We start from the raw sequence: 13422 nt of genomic DNA on the forward strand, positions 1-13422 counted from the left end.
ATGAGACTGCGCTCCCCCCTTGTTCCAGACCACCGATGCCTCCCCTCAAGTACCCCCGCTGGGCGCTGACCCTGCTTGCCACCGCGCAGCTGATCATCGCCCTGGATGCCACCATCATCTTCGTCGCCCTGCATGACATGGGCCGCGCGCTGCAGATCAACGCGCAGCAGCTGCAGTGGGTGGTCAGCGCCTACACCGTGGCGTTCGGCGGCAGCCTGCTGCTGGGCGGGCGCGCGGCCGACCTGATCGGGCGCCGCCGCTTCTACCGGCTGGGCATGCTGCTGTTCGCGCTGGCCTCGCTGCTGGGCGCGCTGGCACCCAATGCCACGCTGCTGATCATCGCGCGGGCGGCCCAGGGCATCGGCGCCGCGCTGTTGTTCCCGGCCACGCTGGCACTGATCAACACGCTGTATGCCGAAGGCCCGGTGCGCAACCGCGCGCTGGCGATCTGGAGCATGGCCAGCGCGGTCGGTCTGGCGCTGGGCACCCTGCTGGGCGGGGTGCTGACCCAGGCCTTCGGCTGGCCGGCGGTGTTGGCGGTGATCGTGCCGCTGGCCACCGCATGTGCCATCGCCGCCGGTGCGTGGCTGCCGGCCGATGGCCCGCGTGCGCAGGGCCGTTCATTCGACCTGGCTGGCTGCATCACCGTCACCCTGGGCGGCAGCCTGCTGGTGACCACCCTGGTGCAGGGGCCGGAATGGGGCTGGACCGCGCCGGCCACGCTGGGCTGCCTGGTGCTGTCGGCGCTGCTGCTGGTGGCCTTCGTGCAGATCGAGCAGCGCAGCCGCGATCCGCTGATGCAGTTCGCGCTGCTGCGCCTGCCGGGCCTGCGCGCAGCGCTCGGCCTCACCTTCGCTTTCATGAGCAGCTATGGCGTGCAGTACTACTTCATGGCGCTGTACTTCCAGGATGGCTACGGCTGGAGCCCGCTGCAGGCCGGTCTGGCGTTCCTGCCAGCCACGGCGGTGTGCACGCTGGGCATCCAGCTGGCCGAATGGGCGTTGCAGCGCTGGAGTGCACGCAAGGTGCTGGTGCTGGGGCAACTGGCCGGTGCCCTGGGCATCGCCTGGGTGGCGGCCACCCTGCCGCACGGATCGAACTTCTGGCCGCTGCTGCCGGGCGTGGTGGTGTTGAGCATCGGCCAGGGCATGACCTGGACCTCGATGTGGATCGTGGCCGGGCAGGGCGTGCCGGCTGCACAGCAGGGCGTCGCATCTGGCATGGCCGCCACCGCGCAGCAGATCGGCGGCGCGCTGGGCCTGGCGGTGCTGGTGATGGTGGCCAATGCCGGCGCCGGCGCGGCGGGGTCGGCGACCGCACTCGACGGCCTGGTCCGTGCCGAATATGGTGCCGCGTTGTTCGCCCTGTTCGGTGTGCTGATCGCGCTGGGCCTGCGCCCGGCAGCGGTAGACTCGAACGCCCCTGCCTGCCTGGCCAATGACGCATGATCGAACTGCTGGACCTGGAACAGACGCTGCAGGCCTTCGCGGCCTGCAACGATGACCACGACGTGTACGCATCCTTCGGCTGGGTGCATGCCAGCGAAGGCGATCTGCTGCAGGCGCGCTTCTGGCTGCCGCCCGACGAAGACACCGCCTTCGACGATGACAGCGACGTGCCGGCCGAGGCGCGTGCGCTGGGGCTGACCACCTACCTGGAGCCGGCCACGTTTGCCGACGTGCTGGACGTGCAGAAGCGCCAGCATCCGTTGTCCGGCCTGGCCGACTACGCAGCGGCGCTGGCGTACTACCACGAGTACGACGCCTTCCAGCAGGTCGAGGGCATTGACGAGGCGCTGGGCGAAGCCACGGCCGAAGCGCAGGCGGCGGCGCGCGCGGCCGGTGTGGGCGCGGGCATCTTCGCCTCGTTCGATCTGCAGATGGTGGCCTGTCCGGACGCTCAGCTGAAGGCCGCTGCACAGCGCGTGGCCCGTCTGCACGAGGTGCCGGTGGCCGAGGCGCTGGCACGTTGCCGTGCACTGCCGCTGCTGGTGGGCGAAGCGCTGGACCGCAACCGCGCGCAGGCGATCAAGCAGGACTTCGAGGCGATCGGCGCGACCGTGCAGGTGCGCGGGTTCAAGCCGTTCCCGTGGATGGACGCGCCCCGCCTGCGGTAGCGCCGGGCCATGCCCGGCGAGGCGCAACGCGACGGTGGATTCCGATGCCGCCGGGCATGGCCCGGCGCTACCGTCCTTTGATTACGTGGATGGCGCTCATGCCGCCGCCAACAACGCCGGCTGCAGTGCGCTGAACATCCGCGCCAACCGCTGCGCCCATGCCTGCTGGCCGGCGGCATCGGCAATCAGGTCCTGGCGGATCTCCAGTTCCACATGCACCAAGCCACGGTCTTCGCCGTGCACCGGCACTGCGTAGTCGCTGCTGCGGTTCACCGAATACGGTTCGTTGTCGCCCACCACCAGATCGCCTTCGTTGCGCAGGGCCTGCAGCAGCGCCTGTGCGAAGCGGGTGTCCTGGTGGTACAGCACCCCGGCGTGCCACGGTCGCTGCACGCCGTTCATTACCGGGGTGAAGCTGTGCATCATCACCAGCAGGGTCGGCCGGCCCGCATCGCGGCGCGCGTCCAGTTCGGCATCGATGCGCGCGTGGTAGGGCGCGTGGATCGCGTCGATGCGCTGCTGGCGCTGCGCTGCCGACAGCCCGGCGTTGCCCGGCACCACCGTGTGGTCGCTCACTTCCGGAATCAGCGTGGGCGACGCCAATGGGCGGTTGCAGTCGATCAGCAGGCGCGAATAGGTCTGTTCGATCGCCCAGGCATCAAGCAGCCCGGCCAGTGCACGGGTGGTACCGGCAATGCCGATGTCCCAGCCGATGTGGCGATCCAGTTCGTGCTGCGGCAGGCCCAGCTGTGCCAGGCCGCGCGGTACCTGCTGGCCGGCGTGGTCGGCCAGCAGCAGGTAGGGCGACGCCCCCTGTGCGCGGTGGACGGTGTAGATGGCCGGGTCGTCGGCACCCAGCAGTGCCGGCAGCCCGTGCAGGTCGGCGTCAGCCACGCGGGCGCCCATCCAGGTGGTGTTCGATCATCCACAGCCCCGCCCACAGCTTGGCGTCCAGCGCGTAGCCTTCGCCCATCTTCTGCACCAGCCAGGCCGCCGCGTCGCTGCGCGGGATCTCGTGCACGGTGATGTTCTCGCTGTCATCGCCGCCGCCGCTGCCCACCCGGCGCAGGCCGGTGGCGCGCACGAAGGCGATCTTTTCGCTGCTGGCGCCGGACGAGGTCGGGCCGATCATCAGCACTTCGGCATGGTCGGCGGTCCAGCCGGTTTCTTCCTCCAGCTCGCGCACCGCCGATGCTTCAATCGATTCGCCCGCATCCACGTCGCCGACCAGGCCAGCCGGCATTTCGATGGTCGGGGCCTGCAACGGCACGCGGAACTGTTCGACGAACAGCACCTTGTCCTCGGGAGTGACCGCAATGATGATCGCGGCCAGGCCGCCGGCGTGGGTGCGTTCGCTGTATTCCCAGGTGCCGCGCACCACCATGCGCTGGTACTTGCCTTCGTAGACGACACGCGGTGCTTCAGTGTTGCGCTGGCTCATGCGGGCTCGCTGGGTGTGGGAAGAGGGTCGGCCATGCCGGTGGCGGCGAACAGGCGGCGCCGGGTCAGCGGCCCGAAACGCAGGGTCTGGCACAGGCCATCCAGCAGTTCCGGGTCGGCGGGCTGGCGCAGCAGGCCCAGTGCGCTGCCGTCCAGCGGCGCGTCCAGGGCAATGGTGGTCAGCTGCCGCCACAGCAGGGCGTGCTCGCGCTGTTCGCGCAGGCGCACGGCCATCTGTGCCGCACCGCGCAGGCGCAGGAACGGCACTTCATCGATACGTTCGAACAGCGCATCCATGCTGCCGAAATGGGCCAGCAGCACCGCCGCCGACTTGGCGCCCACGCCGCTGACGCCGGGAATGTTGTCCACGGCATCGCCGCACAGCGCCAGGTAGTCGGCAATCTGGTGCGCGTGCACGCCGTGGCGGGCCTTCACCCCGGCCACGTCCCAGCGCTGGTTGCGCGCGTAGTCCCACTGCTCGTCGTGGTCCAGCAGCAGCTGCGACAGGTCCTTGTCGGCGGAAATGATCACCCCGCGGTGGCTGCCGCGGTGGCGGTGCAGGGCGCTGCCGATCAGGTCGTCGGCCTCGAAATCATGATGGGCCAGCACCGCCAGCCCCAGCGCGGCGCACAGCGCCTTGCAGTGCACGAACTGGCGCTTCAGCGCTTCCGGTGCCGGGTCGCGGTTGGCCTTGTAGGCCGGGTAAAGGCGGTGGCGGAAGCCGCTGTCCAGGGCTTCGTCGAAGGCGATGGCGATATGGCGCGGACGCTCGCGTTCCAGCAGGTCCAGCAGGAAACGGGCAAAGCCGTGCACGGCATTGGTCGGCCAGCCCTGGCTGTCCTGGAACTCGTCCGGCAGCGAGTGCCAGGCGCGGAACACGTAGATGCTGGCATCGACCAGGTACAGCGGCGGCGCGGGCTGGGCGCTCACGGCATTCACGGTGCGGTCCAGTCCTGCAGCAGGGCCGCCGCATCCGGGCGTTCGCGCTCGGGCACGGCCGCCTTCGGCGTGCCGATATGGATGAAGCCGGCAATCCGCTCGCCGTCGGCCAGGCCCAGGTGCGCGTGCACGGCCGGGTCGAAGGCCATCCACGCGGTCAGCCACTGGGCGCCGAAGCCCAGCGCCTGCGCGGCCTGCAGCAGGGCGAAGCAGACGCAGCCGGCGGTCATCAGCTGTTCCTGCTCGGGCACCTTGGCGTCCGGGCGTGGGCTGGCCACCACCACGATCACCAGCGGGGCGTGGCTGAAGCGCTGCCGGTCCTTTTCGAACACGGCATCGCCGGCGTGCGGATCGCGTTCGCGGCTGCGTTCGGCCAGGAAGTCGCCCAGAGTGTGACGCGCATCGCCGGCGATCTTCAGGAAGCGGAACGGCACCCGCTTGCCGTGGTCGGGCACGCGCACCGCCGAGGTCAGCATGCGCAGCAGGGTGGCCGGGTCCGGTCCGGGTTCGCCCAGCTGCCGCGAGGGCACCGAGCGGCGGGCATCCAGGGCGAGCAGGGCAGCGGGGTCGGGCATGGAGTCTGAACCGGTCATCACGGGCACATGATTATAGTCGGGGTGGTTGATGACGCCCGTCGTGTCGCGTCTGCCATTCAAATAACAAACTGTGATGAACGTCATGCCACTGGCGCGGCGCCGAACGCCGCTTCCCCTCGCCTCGCAGGCCCCGCACGGCTTACGATACCCGTCTTGCCGGGCCGCCGGTCGTGAGGTTTGAAGTGAGGACTGTTTCACTGTCCGTGACAGGCTGGCCGGCCTACCATCGGCGTACCGGTGCATGGGGTGCACCGGCCGTCGCGATGTCCATGATGTCAGTCGCAATAGAGAAGGTGGGGAGCCTTCCCGAATGATGAGCGCGCCCACTCCGATGGGATCGCCGGGTCGTGACCCGGCCCAGCTTCAGCTTGCCCGGGACATGGTCCTGCCGGCGCTGTGCCAGGCATTTGCCGCGGCACTGGCCCGCTTCGACGATGCCCTGTTCGACCGTGCCGGCAATGCCGGCGCGTCGCAGCTGCTGTTTCTGGATGCCATGCGTGAACTGCGCCGCCGTCGCGCCGAGATCGAGGCCGCCTATGCCGGCCACCTGCAGCGGGCCTGGGCCGCATTGGCCACGGGCGAACCGCTGTCGGCTGAGGCCACCCTGTCCGGGCCGGCCGAAGAAGGCCTGAGCCTGATTCCCGAACATGTACTGGAATCGCGGCTGGCCGTGCGCAACTTCGCCACGGTGCTGCTGCGCGATTTCAAGCCGGTGCTGGCGCGCCTGGACCGCCGGCTGGGCTGGCTGGTCGGCGCCGGCGAACTGGATGCCGACCGCAATCCGGTCAGCCCCGAGCACCTGGGCGTGGCCATCCACGAGGCGTTCGCGCACTGCGAGCTGGCCCCGGAAGTGCACCTGGTGCTGATCAAGCTGTGCGAGCGCGACCTGCGCGTGCCGGTGGGGCGCATCTACGAAAAGCTGGACGAACAACTGGCTGCCGCCGGGGTGATGCCGCAGATGGGCGCGCCGCGTCGTGTCCCCTCCGCCGCGCCGTCGCGGCCGCCGCCGGGCCTGGATGACCTGGTCGAACAGCGCGCCGCGCCTGGCTTCGACACCGATTTCAGCGACGAGGAACAGGCCGCGCCGGCCTGGGCGCAGCGCTTTGCCGCGCGCTGGTCCGAGCGCCGCGGGCACATGCAGCAGCACCTGGGCGTGGAAGAAGGCCCGGCCGGTGAAGGCTACGGTGGCCAGCAGGGCATGCTGCTGGAAGCCCTGCATGAACTGCTGCAGCAGACCCGCCACGTGCGCGAAGACGCAACGTCGGCCGCGCAGGTGGCCGTGGGCCAGCATCGCCCGCTCAGCCAGCGCGAGATGATGTCGGTGCTGTCGCTGCTGCAGGCCACGCCCAGCGCCACGCTGCGGGCGGCCATCGGCGAAGACGGCGAATCGCTGGCGCAGCGCCTGAAGAGTGAAGTGCTGTCCAGCGCGACCCGGCTCGGCGCCGATCCCGGCCAGACCCGCCTGGACCCGCAGGACGAGGATGCGATCGATCTGGTCGGCATGCTGTTCGACGTGATGCTGGACGAGCGCGAGCTGGAAGGCCGTTCGCGCGAGCTGATCGGCCGCCTGGTGGTGCCGTTCGTGAAGGTGGCCATGCTCGACCGCCGCATGTTCGTGCAGAAGACCCACCCGGCGCGCAAGCTGCTCAATTCGCTGGCCGAGGCCTGCGAGGGCAACACCGGCGAAAGCCAGGCCGAGCGCATGCTGATGGCCAAGGTGGAAGAAATCATCGAACGCCTGGTGGCCGAGTTCAACGAGAACCTGGCCATCTTCCTGACCCTGGAAGAAGAGTTCCGCGAGTTCCTGGTGCAGCACCGCCGCCGCGTGGAAATCGCCGAGCGTCGTGCCGCCGAGACCCAGCGCGGCCAGGAAAAGCTGGAAATGGCCCGTAGCCGGGCCGGTGCCGAACTGGACCGGCGCATCGGCGATGCCACGCTGCCCTCGGCCATTGCCGAATTCCTGCGCCAGCCGTGGCAGCACCACCTGACCCTGGCGCTGCTGCGCGAGGGCGAAGAAGGCAGTTCGGTGGCCGAAGCCCTCAGCCTGGGCGATGGCCTGCTGGAAGAAGTGGCCGAAGCGCGCCGCCAGATCGTCGGTAAGCCGTGGCTGCAGGCCTGGCAGCCGGCGCTGGCCAAGGTGTTTGCCAGCGTGGGCGTGCACGGCGATGCCGCCAGCGCGGCGATCGATGCACTGCACGACACGCTGCAGGGCATTGCCGAATCGCGCCCGGAACTGCAGCGCGCGCTGCCGGAGCTGCCGCAGGTGGCGCTGCCGACGCCGCCGGCGCCGGAAACGGCGGCCGTCGAACTGGGCGGGCAGGTGGATACCGACGATTTCGACAATGCCGACGCCGATCGCTTCCGCCGCATGGAAATCGGCAACTGGCTGGACTTCGTCGACAAGGACGGCAAGGTGCAGGCCGGCAAGCTGTCCTGGGTCAGCCCGATCTCCTCGCGCCTGCTGTTCGTCAACCGCCGCGGCGTGCGCTTCTGCGTGGCCTCGCCGGAAGAACTGGCGGTGATGGTGCGCCTGGGCCGCCTGCGCGCCCACGTGGACGATGGCGCCTTCGACAGCGCCATGCAGGGCGTGATCGACCGCCTGGACCCGGGCAGCGCCACCCTGCACTGAGCCGGGCACCCCTGCTAGGATCGGGAAAACTCACCGATCAGCGGGGACCTGCATGGCCGTGGCGTTGCTGGGGATGAAGGAGACCGCGCCGGGCGAACGGCGCGTGGCGCTGACGCCGGAAACGGCGAAGAAGCTGGGCGCACTGGGCATCACCGTCTGGTACGAAGCCGGCGCCGGCCTGGCTGCCGGTTTCCCTGATGCCGCTTATGACGATGCCGGTGCACGCGCGTTCGACGCGGCGCGCTGGCCCGAGATCGATATCCTGCTGTGCGTGCAGAACCCGCCCGCGGCGCAGTTGAACCTGCTCAAGCCCGGTGCCAGCGTGGTCGGCCTGCTCGCGCCGGCGGCCGATCCCGCCCTGGCTGCGCTGGTGGCCGACGACCGCCTGCGGTTGTTCCCGCTGCAGCAACTGCCGCGCACCACCCGTGCGCAGGCCATGGACGTACTCAGTTCGCAGGCCGGCATGGCCGGCTACAAGGCGGCGTTGATCGCCGCCGATCGCGCGCCACGCTTCTTCCCGATGCTGACCACCGCCGCCGGCACGGTGCGGCCGGCCAAGGTGCTGGTGATCGGCGCAGGCGTGGCCGGGCTGCAGGCCATTGCCACCGTGCGCCGTCTCGGTGCACAGGTGGAAGGCTTCGATGTGCGGCCGGAAACCCGCGAGCAGATCCAGTCGCTGGGCGCGCGTTTCCTTGACCTGGGCGTGAGCGCGGTGGGCGAGGGCGGCTATGCGCGCGCGCTGACCGACGAAGAACGCGCCGAACAGCAGCGGCGGCTGGGCGAGCACCTGCGCAGCGTGGACGTGGTGATCTGTACCGCCGCGGTGCCGGGGCGGCCGGCGCCGACGATCGTCACTGCGGCCATGGTCGAAGGCATGGCGCCGGGCAGCGTGATTGTCGACCTGGCCGCCGAAAGTGGCGGCAACTGTGCACTGACCCAGCCTGGCCAATGCATCGAACACCACGGCGTGGTGATCGACGGGCCGCTGCACCTGGCCAGTCGCGGCGCCACCCAGGCCAGCGAGATGTATGCGCGCAACCTGCTGAACTTCGTGGCGCTGTTCGTGCGCGAAGGACAGGTCGCGTTCGATTGGGACGACGAACTGCTGGCGAAAACGCGCTGGCAGCCGTGAACCGCGCGGGGCCAGGGGTCGGATCCCTTTGCGCCAGCAAAGGGCTCTGACCCCGTTCCCGGCCCCGTTCCCGGCGTCTTACCGCGGCCTGGCCGGCGGCGGGTTGTCGCGCACCCAGTCGCTGCGCTGCTCGGGTGTCATCTGCGACCAGCGCTCGCGCAGCGCATCGCGCTGGGCCGGGCTCAGCTGGCGCATCTGCCCGAACAAGGCGCGGGCCTGCTCGCGCTGTTCCGGGCTCATGTGCTCGAAGCGGCGCAACCCGCGCCGCGCCTTGTCACGTTCTTCCGGGCTCATCGACTGCCAGCGCTGGCCGTGCGACAGCATGCGCTGGCGCTGCGCGGCGTCGGCGCCGTTCCAGCGGTCGCGCAGTGGCGCCAGCAGGGCCTCACGCTGGGCCGGACTCAGCTGTTCCCACGCCGGCAGCGGCGCAGCGGGTGCCACGCGCGCGGGCGCGGCCGGTGCGGAGGACTGGGCCAACGCTGGCGCCGCCGGCAGCACGGCCAGGGCGATCAGGATCGGCAGGGTTGAAACTCGCAGCATGGTTCACTCCATCGCCAGGTCGGTGTCGCCCAGCCACAGGTACAGATCGGGATTCTCGTCGTACAGCGCGCCGTTGTCGTCCACCGCGGCCACGGCAGGCGGCGCCACCGGCGCAGTATGCGGGGCAGTACCGGTGAACTGCACGCCGATGCCCAGCGCCACCACCAGCGAACACGCCGTAGCCAGCCACCAGCGGCCACGGTCGCGGCGCGCCCCTGCAGCGCCGTGGCGGGCCTGGCGCAGCCGCGCCAGCGTGGCCGGGGAAAGCGACTGCAACGCGTGCCCGTGCAGGCTGCGCAGGGCGTCGTCGGAAGGCAGGGAGCGGTTCACGGGTCGATCTCCAGATGGTCCTGCAGCGCCTGTCGGGCGCGTGCCAGATGAGTTTTGACGGCACCTTCGCTGCAGCCCATGGCGCGCGCGGTGGTGGCGCCGTCCAGGTCCTGCAGCACGCGCAGGGTGAAGGCTTCGCGCTGGCGCGCGGGCAGGGTGCGCAGCGCCTGCACCAGCTGCTGGTACTGCTGGCGCTGCTCGTGCGCCTGCGCCGGGTCCGGGCCGGGGTCGGCCCAGTCGATCTCGCCGCCGTCGGCGTCCTGGTTGTCGCGCCAGAACGGCAGGCGGAAGCGCCGTCGCCGCTGCATGTCGATCACCCGCCGGCGCAGGATGCTCCAGAACAGCGGCGCCCACTCGGTGGCGGGCTTGTCGGCGTAGTCCAGCATGCGCATCAGCGCATCCTGCACGGCGTCCAGCGCATCGTCGCGCTGGCGCAGTCCGGCTTCGGCGAAGCGGAACGCGCGCGGGCCGACGCCGGCCAGGAACGCCTCCAGCGACGCCGGCAAGGGCTCGCTGTCAGCGGTCGGGGGAAGAGGGCTGCTCACCAGCACAGGGTACGGTTCCTCGCTCACGGTCACCATCGACAACGCGTGAGCGCGCCCGTGGTTGACCAGGCCGCGCACCGGGTTCAGCCCGTGGTTATGATGGGGCGACGAAGACAGAGCGGGAGGCGTTGCCGATGAGTGACGGGTTCGTGGCGCTGTACATCTTCATGCTGGCCGCCATTGCCGGCCACGTGATCATTTCGCGGGTGCCGGTCATCCTGCATACCCCGCTGATGTCGGGTTCCAACTTCATCCACGGCATCGTGCTGATCGGTGCCATGGTGGTGCTGGGCCACGCACAGACACCGCTGGAAAAGGCACTGGGCTTCCTGGCCGTGGTGCTGGGGGCGGGCAATGCTGCCGGTGGCTACGTGGTGACCGCGCGCATGCTGGAAATGTTCAAGCCCAGCGCGCCCAAGGGCGGCAAGGATGCAGCCAAGGAGCCGCAGGCGTGAACATCAGCACGGTTGAACTGCTCGATTGGCTGGTCAAGGCCAGTTACCTGGTGGCCGCCACCCTGTTCCTGCTCGGCCTGCAGCGCATGGCCTCGCCGCTCACCGCGCGCAGCGGCATCCGCTGGGCCGGGCTGGGCATGCTGCTGGCCACCGCAGCCACCTTCTTCCTGCCCGAACTGCACAACGTGCCGCTGATCCTGGTGGCGCTGCTGCTGGGCGCGGGCCTGGCGTGGTGGTCGGCCGGCAAGGTCGCCGTGACCGACATGCCGCAGATGGTGGCGCTGTACAACGGCATGGGCGGTGGTTCGGCGGCCGCCATCGGCGCGGTGGAACTGCTGCGCTACGCCTTCCTGGCCCACCGCGATACCAGCCACTGGAGCGCGCAGGCGCTGGCCGACCTGGCTGCGCGCCAGCCTTCGGCCACCGTGCTGCTGCTGGCGGTGGTCGGCGCGGCCATCGGTGCGGTGTCGCTGTCCGGTTCGGTCATCGCCTGGGCCAAGCTGGATGGCCGCCTGGACAAGCGGGTGACCTGGCCCGGCCAGCAGGTGCTGAACCTGCTGGTGGCGCTGGCCGTGGTGGTGCTGGGCATCATCGCCGCCAGCACGCTCAGCACCTGGGCCATCGTCGGCTTCTTCGTGCTGGCGCTGGCCCTGGGCGTGCTGATGACGCTGCCGATCGGTGGCGCCGACATGCCGGTGGTCATCTCGCTGTACAACGCCTTCACCGGCCTGGCGGTGTCTTTCGAAGGCTACGTGCTGGGCAACGAGGCGCTGATCATCGCCGGCATGATGGTCGGCGCGGCCGGCATCCTGCTGACCCGGCTGATGGCCAGGGCGATGAACCGGCCGATCCGCAACGTGCTGTTCTCCAACTTCGGCGGCGGTGCGGCGGGCGAGGCGCAGGCGATCAGCGGGTCGCAGAAGCCGATCGATGCGGCCGACGTGGCGGCGATGATGGCCTTCGCCGAACGCGTGGTGATCGTGCCCGGCTACGGCATGGCCGTGGCCCAAGCCCAGCACAAGATCTGGGAACTGGCGCAGCGGCTGGGCCAGCGCGGGGTGAAGGTGAAATTCGCCATCCACCCGGTGGCCGGGCGCATGCCCGGGCACATGAACGTGCTGCTGGCCGAAGCCGGCGTGCCCTACGACCTGATCGCCGACATGGACGACATCAACCCCGAATTCGCCACCACCGACGTGGTGCTGGTGATCGGCGCCAACGACGTGGTCAACCCGGTGGCCCGCACTGACCCGGCCAGCCCGATCTACGGCATGCCGGTGCTGGACGTGGTGAACGCGCGCAACGTGGTGGTGATCAAGCGCGGCAAGGGCACCGGCTTTGCCGGCATTGAAAACGCCCTGTTCTATGCCGACAACACGCGCATGCTGTACGGCGATGGCGCCGAAGCCGCCGCCGCCTTGGTCAGCGAATTGAAGGCCCTGGACGGCGGGCATTGAGAGGCCGGGGTCGGATCCCTTTCCGCAGGAAAGGGCTCTGACCCCAGATCCCGAACGTGGGTCAGAGCCCTTTGGTGCGGAAAGGGATCCGACCCATGCAGGTGATCAGCGCGCCAGCCAGGCGCCGACCACCACGCCCACCGCCAGCCAGATCCATTCCATCGCCCCGTTGGCCAGGTTGGTCAGGGTCCAGGCCAGGTGCGGGCCCATGCGCAGCGAGGCATCCATCGGGTTCAGCCCGATCGAGCCACCCATCCACGCACTGGCAATGCTCCAGTACGCCACCGCGCTCACCAGCAGCGTGCCCAGCACCACCAGGGCAATGCGCAGCCGGCCCGGACCCAGCGTGCCCAGGCGCAGCATGAACACCAGTTCCAGCGCGGTCACCACCGCCATCCAGCCGACCTGGCGGCCGGTCATCAGGGCCAGCAGCACCCAGGCCATGGGAGCAACAAGCAGGCCCAGCAGCAGCATGAAGGGCCAAAGCCAGGTCACGGTCCTGGCACGTGTGGCATTGGAGGACATCGAAGCTTCCTGAAGGTCAGCCACAGGATACTGTGGTTTGCCGCAGCGCACCGGCGTCGGTGGGGCGGGCGGGGTAGAATGCAGGCTTGCGCGGCCCGGTCCGCGGCCCCATAACGATCCCCATGTATTCCCGTAGCAGCGAACCTGTCCACTTCGAACGCGACTGCGAGGCCGTGATGGTCCCGCAGGGCGACACCGTCACCCTGCCTGCCGGCAGCTATGGGTACATCACCCAGGCCCTGGGCGGCAGCTATTCGGTGTTTGTCGAAGGCAATCTGTTCCGTATCGCCGGCAAGGACGGCGACGCCATCGGCAAAGAGGCGCCGGCGCCGCTGGAACTGCCCGACGACGCCACCGACGAGCAGGTCGAACAGCTGGTGTGGCAGCAGCTGCGCACCTGCTTCGACCCGGAAATTCCGGTCAACATCGTCGAACTGGGCCTGGTCTACGAAGTGGAGATCAAGCACCTGGACGAAGGCCAGCGCGAGATCGACGTGAAGATGACGCTGACCGCGCCGGCCTGCGGCATGGGCGACATCCTGGTGGACGATGTGCGCAGCAAGCTCGAAATGATCCCGACGGTGGCCCAGGCCGACGTCGAGCTGGTGTTCGACCCGCCGTGGAACCAGCACATGATGTCCGAGGCTGCGCGGCTCGAAACCGGCATGCTTTGACCCATGGCCCCGCAACTGGCGGGGTCGGCACTACCCGCAACCAG

The 13422-nt window shown here is 69.6% G+C and carries 15 protein-coding genes; 7 read left to right on the forward strand and 8 right to left on the reverse strand.

Features of this window, described 5'->3' with window-relative positions; translation table 11 throughout:
* The first annotated feature begins 35 nt into the window (after positions 1 to 35).
* Complete coding sequence (locus C1931_RS03835; RefSeq protein ID WP_108755475.1) at positions 36 to 1448, forward strand: MFS transporter; 1413 nt, start codon at positions 36 to 38, stop codon at positions 1446 to 1448.
* Complete coding sequence (locus tag C1931_RS03840) at positions 1445 to 2116, forward strand: hypothetical protein (RefSeq protein WP_108755476.1); 672 nt, start codon at positions 1445 to 1447, stop codon at positions 2114 to 2116. The genes C1931_RS03835 and C1931_RS03840 overlap by 4 nt, the downstream gene beginning before the upstream one ends.
* Positions 2117 to 2212: 96 nt before the next feature.
* Here C1931_RS03840 and C1931_RS03845 read toward each other — a convergent pair whose 3' ends face one another.
* The 4 genes from C1931_RS03845 to C1931_RS03860 are packed head-to-tail and all read right to left on the reverse strand — an operon-like array spanning position 2213 to position 5070.
* On the reverse strand, positions 2213 to 3010 hold the full coding sequence (locus C1931_RS03845) for an N-formylglutamate amidohydrolase (RefSeq protein WP_108757646.1): 798 nt from the start codon (positions 3008 to 3010) through the stop codon (positions 2213 to 2215).
* Positions 3003 to 3557 carry an NUDIX hydrolase gene (locus C1931_RS03850; RefSeq protein ID WP_108755477.1) on the reverse strand — a complete coding sequence of 185 codons (555 nt, stop codon included), beginning with the start codon at positions 3555 to 3557 and terminating at the stop codon, positions 3003 to 3005. Before C1931_RS03850 ends, C1931_RS03845 begins: the two co-directional genes overlap by 8 nt.
* The gene (locus C1931_RS03855) at positions 3554 to 4486 is read right to left on the reverse strand and encodes a 5'-3' exonuclease H3TH domain-containing protein (RefSeq protein WP_108757647.1); all 933 of its coding nucleotides are present in this window, start codon (positions 4484 to 4486) and stop codon (positions 3554 to 3556) included. Before C1931_RS03855 ends, C1931_RS03850 begins: the two co-directional genes overlap by 4 nt.
* A gap of 5 nt (positions 4487 to 4491) precedes the next feature.
* Positions 4492 to 5070, reverse strand: coding sequence for a nitroreductase (locus tag C1931_RS03860; RefSeq protein ID WP_108755478.1), 579 nt, complete (start codon positions 5068 to 5070; stop codon positions 4492 to 4494).
* Positions 5071 to 5401: 331 nt separating this feature from the next.
* Between C1931_RS03860 and C1931_RS03865 the strand changes: the two genes are divergently transcribed.
* Positions 5402 to 7720: a DUF1631 domain-containing protein gene (locus C1931_RS03865; protein WP_108755479.1), complete on the forward strand. Its 2319-nt coding sequence runs from the start codon at positions 5402 to 5404 to the stop codon at positions 7718 to 7720.
* A 52-nt stretch (positions 7721 to 7772) separates the two neighbouring features.
* Positions 7773 to 8852, forward strand: a complete 1080-nt coding sequence (locus tag C1931_RS03870; protein WP_108752247.1) for an NAD(P) transhydrogenase subunit alpha — start codon at positions 7773 to 7775, stop codon at positions 8850 to 8852.
* A 78-nt stretch (positions 8853 to 8930) separates the two neighbouring features.
* Here the strand turns inward: C1931_RS03870 and C1931_RS03875 are convergent, their stop codons facing one another.
* The 3 genes from C1931_RS03875 to C1931_RS03885 are packed head-to-tail and all read right to left on the reverse strand — an operon-like array spanning position 8931 to position 10303.
* Positions 8931 to 9392 (reverse strand): DUF3106 domain-containing protein, encoded by a 462-nt coding sequence (locus C1931_RS03875; RefSeq protein WP_108752248.1) that lies wholly within the window; start codon positions 9390 to 9392, stop codon positions 8931 to 8933.
* 3 nt (positions 9393 to 9395) lie between these two features.
* Complete coding sequence (locus tag C1931_RS03880) at positions 9396 to 9722, reverse strand: hypothetical protein (protein ID WP_108748615.1); 327 nt, start codon at positions 9720 to 9722, stop codon at positions 9396 to 9398.
* A complete protein-coding gene (locus C1931_RS03885; RefSeq protein ID WP_108755480.1) occupies positions 9719 to 10303 on the reverse strand; it encodes an RNA polymerase sigma factor in 585 nt (194 codons plus the stop codon). Before C1931_RS03885 ends, C1931_RS03880 begins: the two co-directional genes overlap by 4 nt.
* 98 nt (positions 10304 to 10401) lie before the next feature.
* Here C1931_RS03885 and C1931_RS03890 point away from each other — a divergent pair, with 98 nt between their 5' ends.
* Together C1931_RS03890 and C1931_RS03895 are read left to right on the forward strand one after the other, a co-directional pair.
* Positions 10402 to 10722 (forward strand): NAD(P) transhydrogenase subunit alpha, encoded by a 321-nt coding sequence (locus C1931_RS03890; protein ID WP_108755481.1) that lies wholly within the window; start codon positions 10402 to 10404, stop codon positions 10720 to 10722.
* Positions 10719 to 12179 (forward strand): NAD(P)(+) transhydrogenase (Re/Si-specific) subunit beta, encoded by a 1461-nt coding sequence (locus C1931_RS03895; protein WP_108755482.1) that lies wholly within the window; start codon positions 10719 to 10721, stop codon positions 12177 to 12179. The genes C1931_RS03890 and C1931_RS03895 overlap by 4 nt, the downstream gene beginning before the upstream one ends.
* 105 nt (positions 12180 to 12284) lie before the next feature.
* On the opposite strand, the gene C1931_RS03900 is transcribed toward C1931_RS03895, so the two are convergent.
* Positions 12285 to 12704 carry a hypothetical protein gene (locus C1931_RS03900; protein WP_108752252.1) on the reverse strand — a complete coding sequence of 140 codons (420 nt, stop codon included), beginning with the start codon at positions 12702 to 12704 and terminating at the stop codon, positions 12285 to 12287.
* 122 nt (positions 12705 to 12826) lie between these two features.
* On the opposite strand from C1931_RS03900, the gene sufT reads away from it, so the two are divergent.
* A complete protein-coding gene (sufT, locus tag C1931_RS03905; protein ID WP_108748620.1) occupies positions 12827 to 13378 on the forward strand; it encodes a putative Fe-S cluster assembly protein SufT in 552 nt (183 codons plus the stop codon).
* The last annotated feature ends 44 nt before the right edge of the window (positions 13379 to 13422 follow it).

Origin of the sequence: Stenotrophomonas sp. YAU14A_MKIMI4_1 (genome assembly GCF_003086855.1) — a bacterium.
GTDB lineage: Bacteria > Pseudomonadota > Gammaproteobacteria > Xanthomonadales > Xanthomonadaceae > Stenotrophomonas.

Excerpts from the sequence above, each read along its gene's own strand:
- C1931_RS03835 (WP_108755475.1), top strand. The coding sequence starts at position 36 with ATGCCTCCCCTCAAGTACCCCCGCTGGGCGCTGACCCTGCTTGCCACC.
- C1931_RS03840 (WP_108755476.1), top strand. The coding sequence starts at position 1,445 with ATGATCGAACTGCTGGACCTGGAACAGACGCTGCAGGCCTTCGCGGCC.
- C1931_RS03850 (WP_108755477.1), bottom strand. The coding sequence starts at position 3,557 with ATGAGCCAGCGCAACACTGAAGCACCGCGTGTCGTCTACGAAGGCAAG.
- C1931_RS03860 (WP_108755478.1), bottom strand. The coding sequence starts at position 5,070 with ATGCCCGACCCCGCTGCCCTGCTCGCCCTGGATGCCCGCCGCTCGGTG.
- C1931_RS03865 (WP_108755479.1), top strand. The coding sequence starts at position 5,402 with ATGATGAGCGCGCCCACTCCGATGGGATCGCCGGGTCGTGACCCGGCC.
- C1931_RS03870 (WP_108752247.1), top strand. The coding sequence starts at position 7,773 with ATGGCCGTGGCGTTGCTGGGGATGAAGGAGACCGCGCCGGGCGAACGG.
- C1931_RS03875 (WP_108752248.1), bottom strand. The coding sequence starts at position 9,392 with ATGCTGCGAGTTTCAACCCTGCCGATCCTGATCGCCCTGGCCGTGCTG.
- C1931_RS03885 (WP_108755480.1), bottom strand. The coding sequence starts at position 10,303 with ATGGTGACCGTGAGCGAGGAACCGTACCCTGTGCTGGTGAGCAGCCCT.
- C1931_RS03890 (WP_108755481.1), top strand. The coding sequence starts at position 10,402 with ATGAGTGACGGGTTCGTGGCGCTGTACATCTTCATGCTGGCCGCCATT.
- C1931_RS03900 (WP_108752252.1), bottom strand. The coding sequence starts at position 12,704 with ATGTCCTCCAATGCCACACGTGCCAGGACCGTGACCTGGCTTTGGCCC.
- sufT (WP_108748620.1), top strand. The coding sequence starts at position 12,827 with ATGTATTCCCGTAGCAGCGAACCTGTCCACTTCGAACGCGACTGCGAG.